The sequence below is a fragment of the Streptomyces sp. 13-12-16 genome, from assembly GCF_002114215.1.
Taxonomy (GTDB): Bacteria; Actinomycetota; Actinomycetes; order Streptomycetales; family Streptomycetaceae; genus Streptomyces.
Genome location: NZ_NCTE01001503.1, coordinates 244 through 6,445, shown reverse-complemented (window position 1 = coordinate 6,445; position 6,202 = coordinate 244). Strand labels below are relative to the sequence as shown.

Annotated in this window: 6 protein-coding genes; 2 read left to right on the top strand and 4 right to left on the bottom strand. The window is 72.6% G+C overall.

The window, feature by feature from the left end:
• The coding region (locus B7767_RS43750) for a hypothetical protein (protein WP_085576620.1) at positions 1–1,266 on the top strand (1,266 nt) is incomplete at its 5' end.
• An 18-nt stretch (positions 1,267–1,284) separates the two neighbouring features.
• On the opposite strand, the gene msrB is transcribed toward B7767_RS43750, so the two are convergent.
• The 4 genes from msrB to B7767_RS43730 all read right to left on the bottom strand — a co-directional run bounded on the left by msrB (position 1,285) and on the right by B7767_RS43730 (position 4,633).
• Entirely contained in the window at positions 1,285–1,692 is a 408-nt protein-coding gene (gene msrB / locus B7767_RS43745; RefSeq protein ID WP_085576619.1) for a peptide-methionine (R)-S-oxide reductase MsrB, read from the bottom strand.
• A gap of 14 nt (positions 1,693–1,706) precedes the next feature.
• Positions 1,707–3,095, bottom strand: a complete 1,389-nt coding sequence (murC, locus tag B7767_RS43740; RefSeq protein ID WP_085576618.1) for a UDP-N-acetylmuramate--L-alanine ligase — start codon at positions 3,093–3,095, stop codon at positions 1,707–1,709.
• Between the two features lie 80 nt (positions 3,096–3,175).
• Positions 3,176–3,649 (bottom strand): indole-3-glycerol phosphate synthase, encoded by a 474-nt coding sequence (locus tag B7767_RS43735; RefSeq protein WP_179167575.1) that lies wholly within the window; start codon positions 3,647–3,649, stop codon positions 3,176–3,178.
• Positions 3,650–3,856: 207 nt separating this feature from the next.
• On the bottom strand, positions 3,857–4,633 hold the full coding sequence (locus tag B7767_RS43730; protein WP_085576616.1) for a pyrimidine reductase family protein: 777 nt from the start codon (positions 4,631–4,633) through the stop codon (positions 3,857–3,859).
• Positions 4,634–4,670: 37 nt separating this feature from the next.
• On the opposite strand from B7767_RS43730, the gene zapE reads away from it, so the two are divergent.
• On the top strand, positions 4,671–5,762 hold the full coding sequence (gene zapE / locus B7767_RS43725) for a cell division protein ZapE (RefSeq protein ID WP_085576615.1): 1,092 nt from the start codon (positions 4,671–4,673) through the stop codon (positions 5,760–5,762).
• Positions 5,763–6,202 lie beyond the last annotated feature (440 nt).

Sequence of the window (6,202 nt, the reverse complement as noted above, 5' to 3'; positions counted from 1 at the left end):
CTGCTCGTCCTGGCCGCCGTACTGACCGGCGCCCGGCTCGAGGACCGCTACGGCACGCTCCGGGTGGGCTGGCCGCCGCTGCTGGCCGACTGGGCGCCGCACGCCGGTCCGGGTACTCCGGCCGCCCTGGCCGTCGCCGCCGCCGTGGTGGCGTACGGCCCTTCCCTGGCCGCCGGGCTGTCCTGGCGGCGCCTGCTGCCGGCGACGTGGGCGGCGTCCCTGGCGTGGACCTGGTCCCTCGCCCTCGTCGACGGCTGGTTCCGGGGCGTCGCCGGGCAGCTGACCACCACCCACGAGTACCTGCGGGCCGTCGACCGCTTCCGTGACGTCCCCGCCGCCCTGCGGGACTTCGACGCGCACATCCTGCTCGGCACCCCCGACAACTGGCCCGCCCATGTCGCCGGGCACCCGCCGGGCGCCACCCTCACCTTCGTCCTCCTCGACCGGATCGGGCTGGGCGGCGGAGGGTGGGCGGGTGCCTTCGTCATCGTCACCGGCACCACGGCGGCGGTCGCGGTCCTGATCGCCGTACGCCGGCTCGCCGACGAGTCGCTCGCCCGCCGCGCCGCGCCCTTCCTCGTCCTGGCTCCGGCGGCGGTGTGGGTGGGCACGTCCGCCGACGGCTGGTTCACGGCGGTCGCCGCCTGGGCCGTCGCCCTGCTCGCCCTCGCCGTGACCGGACACCGCCCGGCCTGGACGGGCCTCGGCTCGGGACTGCTGTTCGGGCTCACCGTGTACCTGTCGTACGGGCTCACCCTGTTCGCGGTGATCGGCGCGGCGGTCCTGCTGCTGGGCACGCGGCGGCTGCGGGTGCTGCCGTACGTGATCGCCGGGTTCCTGGTCGTGCCGGTGGTGTTCGCCGTGCTGGGGTTCGACTGGTGGGAGGCGTACCGGCTGCTGGTCACCCGCTACCACCAGGGGGCGGGCGGGGTACGGCCGTACGGGTACTGGGTGTGGGCCAACCTCGCCTGCGCGGTGCTGATCACCGGCCCGGCGACGGTGGCCGGGCTGCGCAGGGCGGGGGGCGCGCTCGTCGGGGACCGGGGTGCCGCCGCCCGCCTGGCGCTGCTCGCGGGATCCGCGCTCCTCGCGCTGCTGATCGCCGACCTGTCCGGGATGAGCAAGGCGGAGACGGAACGCATCTGGCTGCCCTTCGCGTTCTGGCTGCTCCCCGCCGCCGCCCTCCTGCCCGGCCCGCGCGCCTGGCTTGCCGGGCAGGCCGTCCTCGCGCTGCTCCTCAACCACCTGCTGCTCACCGGGTGGTGAGCAGCGGGTGGGTACGGATCAGCCCTCGGCGGGCTGCAGCGTCAGCGAGATGCTGTTGATGCAGTACCGCTGGTCCGTGGGCGTCGCATACCCCTCGCCCTCGAACACGTGCCCCAGGTGCGAACCGCACCGTGCGCACCGCACCTCGGTGCGCACCATGCCGTGCGACCGGTCCTCGACCAGTTCCACGGCGCCGGTGTCCTTCGGGTCGTAGAAGGACGGCCAGCCGCAGTGCGACTCGAACTTGGTGGTCGAGGTGAACAGCTCGGCGCCACAGGCGCGACAGGAGTAGACGCCCTCGGTCCTGGTGTCGGTGTACTCGCCGGTGAAGGCGGGTTCCGTGGCCGCCTGGCGCAGGACGGCGTACTCGGACGGGGACAGTTCCGCGCGCCACTGCTCGTCCGGCTTCTCCACGTCGTACGGCATGAGCTTCCAGCCCCTTACTTCGACAGACGGTCCAGGATCAGCGGGCCGAGGTCGGTGACGTCGCCCGCTCCCATGGTGAGAACGAGATCACCGGGCTTCGCCATTCCCGCGATCACCTCGGGTACCTCCGCCTTGTCGTGGACGGCGGTGACGTCCGCGCCGGCCACCCGGGCCGCCTCGATGATCAGCTCGCTGGTGACGCCGGGGATCGGGTCCTCGCGGGCCGGGTAGATGTCCAGCACCACCGAGGCGTCGGCCAGGGACAGGGACCGGCCCATCTCCTTGCCCAGCTCGCGGGTGCGGGAGAAGAGGTGCGGCTGGAAGACGACGAGGATGCGGGCGTCCCCGGCGGCGGCGCGCATCGCCTCCAGGTCGGCGGTCATCTCGGTCGGGTGGTGCGCGTAGGAGTCGACGACCTGCACGCCGGCGGCCTCGCCCTTGAGCTGGAGGCGCCGCTTCACTCCGGTGTACGCGGCGAGCGCCGGGGCCAGCTCGGCGGCCGGGACGCCGAGCGCCACGCCGGCGGCGAGCGCGGCGACCGCGTTGTGCGCGTAGTGCCGGCCGGGGACCGACACGGTGAAGGTGAGCGGGGCGCCGTCGAGTTCGACGGTCACCTCGCTCCTCAGCCCCTGCGGGACGACCGACAGCACCCGCACGTCGGCGTCCGCCGACTCGCCGTACGTCACGGTCCGCACCGAGCCGTCCAGCCGCCGGGTCAGCTCGCGGGCGCCCTCGTGGTCGGCGGAGATCACCAGGGTGCCGCCGGGCACGATCCGGCCGACGAACGTCTCGAAGGACTCGTGGATCTCCTCCATGGAGGCGTAGTTGGCGTGGTGGTCCAGCTCCACGTTGAGGATGATCGCGACCTCGGGCGCGTACGTGTGGAAGCTGCGGTCCGACTCGTCGGCCTCGGCGACGAAGATCTCGCCCGCGCCGTGCAGCGCGTTGGAGCCGGGGACGTCCAGGTCGCCGCCGATCGCGTACGACGGCTCACGGCCCAGCGCGGTGAGGGAGACGGCGAGCATGGAGGTGGTGGTGGTCTTGCCGTGGGTGCCGGCCACCGCGATGGGGCGCAGGCCGTCCATCAGGGCGGCGAGGGCGTCGGAGCGGTGCACCACCGGAATGCCCAGCTCGGCCGCGCGGACCAGTTCGGGGTTGTCCTCGCGGATCGCGGAGGAGACGACCACGCAGCTGGCGTCGTCGGCGAGGTGCGCGGCGGCGTGTCCGATGTGGACGGTGGCGCCGAGGGCGCGCAGGGCGTCGGCGGTCGCGGAGTCCTTGGCGTCGCTGCCGGCCACCTTCGCGCCGCGCTGGGCGAGGATCTTGGCGATGCCCGACATCCCGGCGCCGCCGATGCCGATGAAGTGCGGTCGGTCCATGGCGGTAGGAAGGCCGGGTGCCATGCGTGTTCTCCCAGTGGTGCGACGAGCGGGACGGCGGTCTTCGCGCTCTCACGGGAGAGCCGGGAGAGCGCCGCCCCAGCCTATGCCTTGCTGTGCGAGAAGAGTTTCAGCACCGGCACCCCGACCTTGTGGCGGGCGCGGGAGGCCCAGTCGCGGTGGAAGAACTCCTCCACGTAGTGCGGGTCGGTCAGGACGATCACCTCGTCCGCCCCGACCTCCTCCACCATGGTCCTCAGCGCGTCCAGGGGGTGGTCCGCGATGAGGCGGCCGTCCGCCGTGTCGCCGGTGGCGCGCAGGGCCCGCAGGGACACCTCCAGGGCCTGCTCCCCCATGTCCTGGGCCTCCTCGCCCTCGGGGGTCTCGCCCTCGCGGGCGGCCTCGTCGAGCTCGCCGAGCGCGACGTCGTCGATGGCTCTCAGCAGCCGGTCGGCCTGTTCGCCGCGCGGCTGGAGCAGCACGTGGAAGGAGACCGGCTCGTCGCCGTGCAAGGTGGTGACGAACTCCACGTCGGCGGACGTCAGGGCCTTCTCGATCATCAGTACGCTTGTGAACACCAGGCGCCCCTTCTCCTCGGAGGACCCTAGGGCCCCTCTCTGCTCCGTGGGCCCTGCCGGGCCCTGCGGAAACCCTTCTGCCCCGTGTTCGCACGGGCACTGCCGGATTCAGTGTCGCCCCTTCCCGCACCGGCCGGACGGATGCGTACCGCCGATCACCGGACAAGCGGCCACCATCGGGCGCTCCCGGGGACACGGCCACGGACGTCAGGACCGCTGGTACCGCGTGAACAGGAAACCGTCCTCCTCCAACATCGATTTCAGCGCGAAACGCCGCGGAAGTGTTACGGACGGTCCACCGGCGATGCGCTGCGCGTCACCGGCGGTGAGCATCGGTGAGACGGTCAGGCAGAGCTCGTCCAGCACTCCGGCCGCCACCAACTGGCCCAGCAGCCTCGGTCCGCCCTCGGTCAGCAGCCGGGTGTGTCCGAGGTCCGCGAGGGCCCGCACCGCCCGCGCGGGGTCCACCGCTTCCCCCTCTCCGGCGGTGATCACCCGGGCGCCCGCCTCCTCGGCGGCGGCCACGCGGTCCGGGGTCGCCCCGGCTCCGGTCAGGAGCAGCGTGGGCACCAGGGGGGAGGTGAACAGCGGCAGCGAGAAGTCCAGGTCCAGGCTCGCCGTCACCACCGCGATCACGGGCGCGGGTCCCTGCCCGGCGGCCTCCCGCGCGGCCGCGAACTCGTCACGCGCGCGTGCCGGACGGTAGCCCTCCTGCCGTACCGTCTGCGCGCCGACGACCACGACGTCGGCGAGCGCCCGCAGCGTGCCGAAGATACGCATGTCGGCCGGGCAGGAGATGGGCTGCGAGCGGCCGTCGTGCTGGGCGGCCCCGTCGAGGGTGGACACCATGTTGGCCCGCAGCCACGGCTCCCGCCCGCCGGGCCCCGGCTCGGGGTAGCCGTACGCGGCGGCCAGCTCGGCGAGGCTCCACTCACGAGCCGCTGTCTCGTCGGTCACGTCGGTCACAGGGAACAGGCGTCGCATGTCAGGCAGTGTTCCACGCCCCGTAGCATGGGGGACCGTGTCGTCCTCCTCCTCCGCCTCCCGTCCCGGTCCGATAGCCGACGTGGCCCCGTTGTCGCTGTGCGCCCGTGAGCCGCACGTACCCGCGGACCGGCTCGTCGCCGAGATGGTGCCGCCGCCGCGGTTCGACTCGGTCCGCTTCTCCACCTACATCCCGGACCCGAACCAGCCGAGCCAGATTGAGGCCGTGCGCGTCCTGGAGGGTTTCGCGGCCGGCCTCGACGGGGCGGCGGCCGGCGACTCGGGCCGGCGCAGGCTGTTCGGCTTCGGCAGGGCTCCGAAGAAGGCCCCGACCGGGCCGCGCGGCGTCTACCTCGACGGCGGTTACGGCGTCGGCAAGACCCACCTGCTGGCCTCCCTGTGGCACGCCACCCCGGCCGAGCCCGCGCTCAAGGCGTTCGGCACCTTCGTGGAGCTGACCAACCTGGTCGGCGCCCTCGGCTTCCAGCAGACCGTGAAGACCCTCTCCGGGCACCGCCTGCTGTGCATCGACGAGTTCGAGCTGGACGACCCGGGCGACACCGTGCTCGTCTCCACCCTGCTCGGCAAGCTGGTCGAGGCCGGCGTCGCGCTCGCCGCCACCTCGAACACGCTGCCGGGCAAGCTCGGCGAGGGCCGGTTCGCCGCCGCCGACTTCCTGCGCGAGATCCAGGGCCTGTCGGCCCACTTCCGCGCCCTGCGCATCGACGGCGAGGACTACCGCCACCGGGGTCTGCCCGAGGCGCCGGAGCCGTACTCCGACGAGCGGGTGACGCGGACGGCGCACGCCACCGAGGGCGCCTCGCTCGACGCCTTCCCCGACCTGCTGGAGCATCTCGCGCGGGTCCACCCCAGCCGCTACGGCGCCCTGACCGACGGGCTCCGCGCGGTGTGCCTCACCGGTGTGCGTCCGGTGCCGGACCAGTCGACCGCGCTCCGGCTCGTCGTCCTCGCGGACCGGCTCTACGACCGTGAGGTGCCCGTCCTCGCCTCGGGGCTGCCGTTCGACCGGCTGTTCAGCGAGGAGATGCTGAAGGGCGGTTACCGCAAGAAGTACTTCCGGGCGATCTCACGGCTCACCGCGCTGGCCCGCGACGCGGCATCCCTCTGATCGCGGCATCCCTCCGGTCAAGGACGTCCCCCCGATCAAGGGCGGGTTCACGCCAACACACCCTTTCTTTTCAGGCTCTCTCCGCCACGAAACATCGAGTTAACCCTGCAAACGACTTTGCAGGGTTAACGTGTTTCTTGACCAACCGTTGACCAAGAGTTGGTGTGCGGAAAAGGTGCGAACCGCCTTGCCGCACCCGCATGTCCCGAGGTCCGGCGAGCGCGGCCACACCCCGGCCCCTCGCCGCCGCTTTACCCGCGCTTCATTTCCGCGCGCCCCCACGGCCTTCGCATCCGCGTATACAACCCGCGAAGCAAGGGCCATGGGTCAGTGAACCCGACCTTTGTCATGCCCGTCCGACGCGCCCCCACGCGCGCCAGGAGGAATCACCAGATGCAGCCCCTCATCGACAACGCCCGCACGTTCGGACAGCGCCCTGA

Excerpts from the sequence above, each read along its gene's own strand:
- msrB (WP_085576619.1), bottom strand. The coding sequence starts at position 1,692 with ATGCCGTACGACGTGGAGAAGCCGGACGAGCAGTGGCGCGCGGAACTG.
- murC (WP_085576618.1), bottom strand. The coding sequence starts at position 3,095 with ATGGCACCCGGCCTTCCTACCGCCATGGACCGACCGCACTTCATCGGC.
- B7767_RS43730 (WP_085576616.1), bottom strand. The coding sequence starts at position 4,633 with ATGCGACGCCTGTTCCCTGTGACCGACGTGACCGACGAGACAGCGGCT.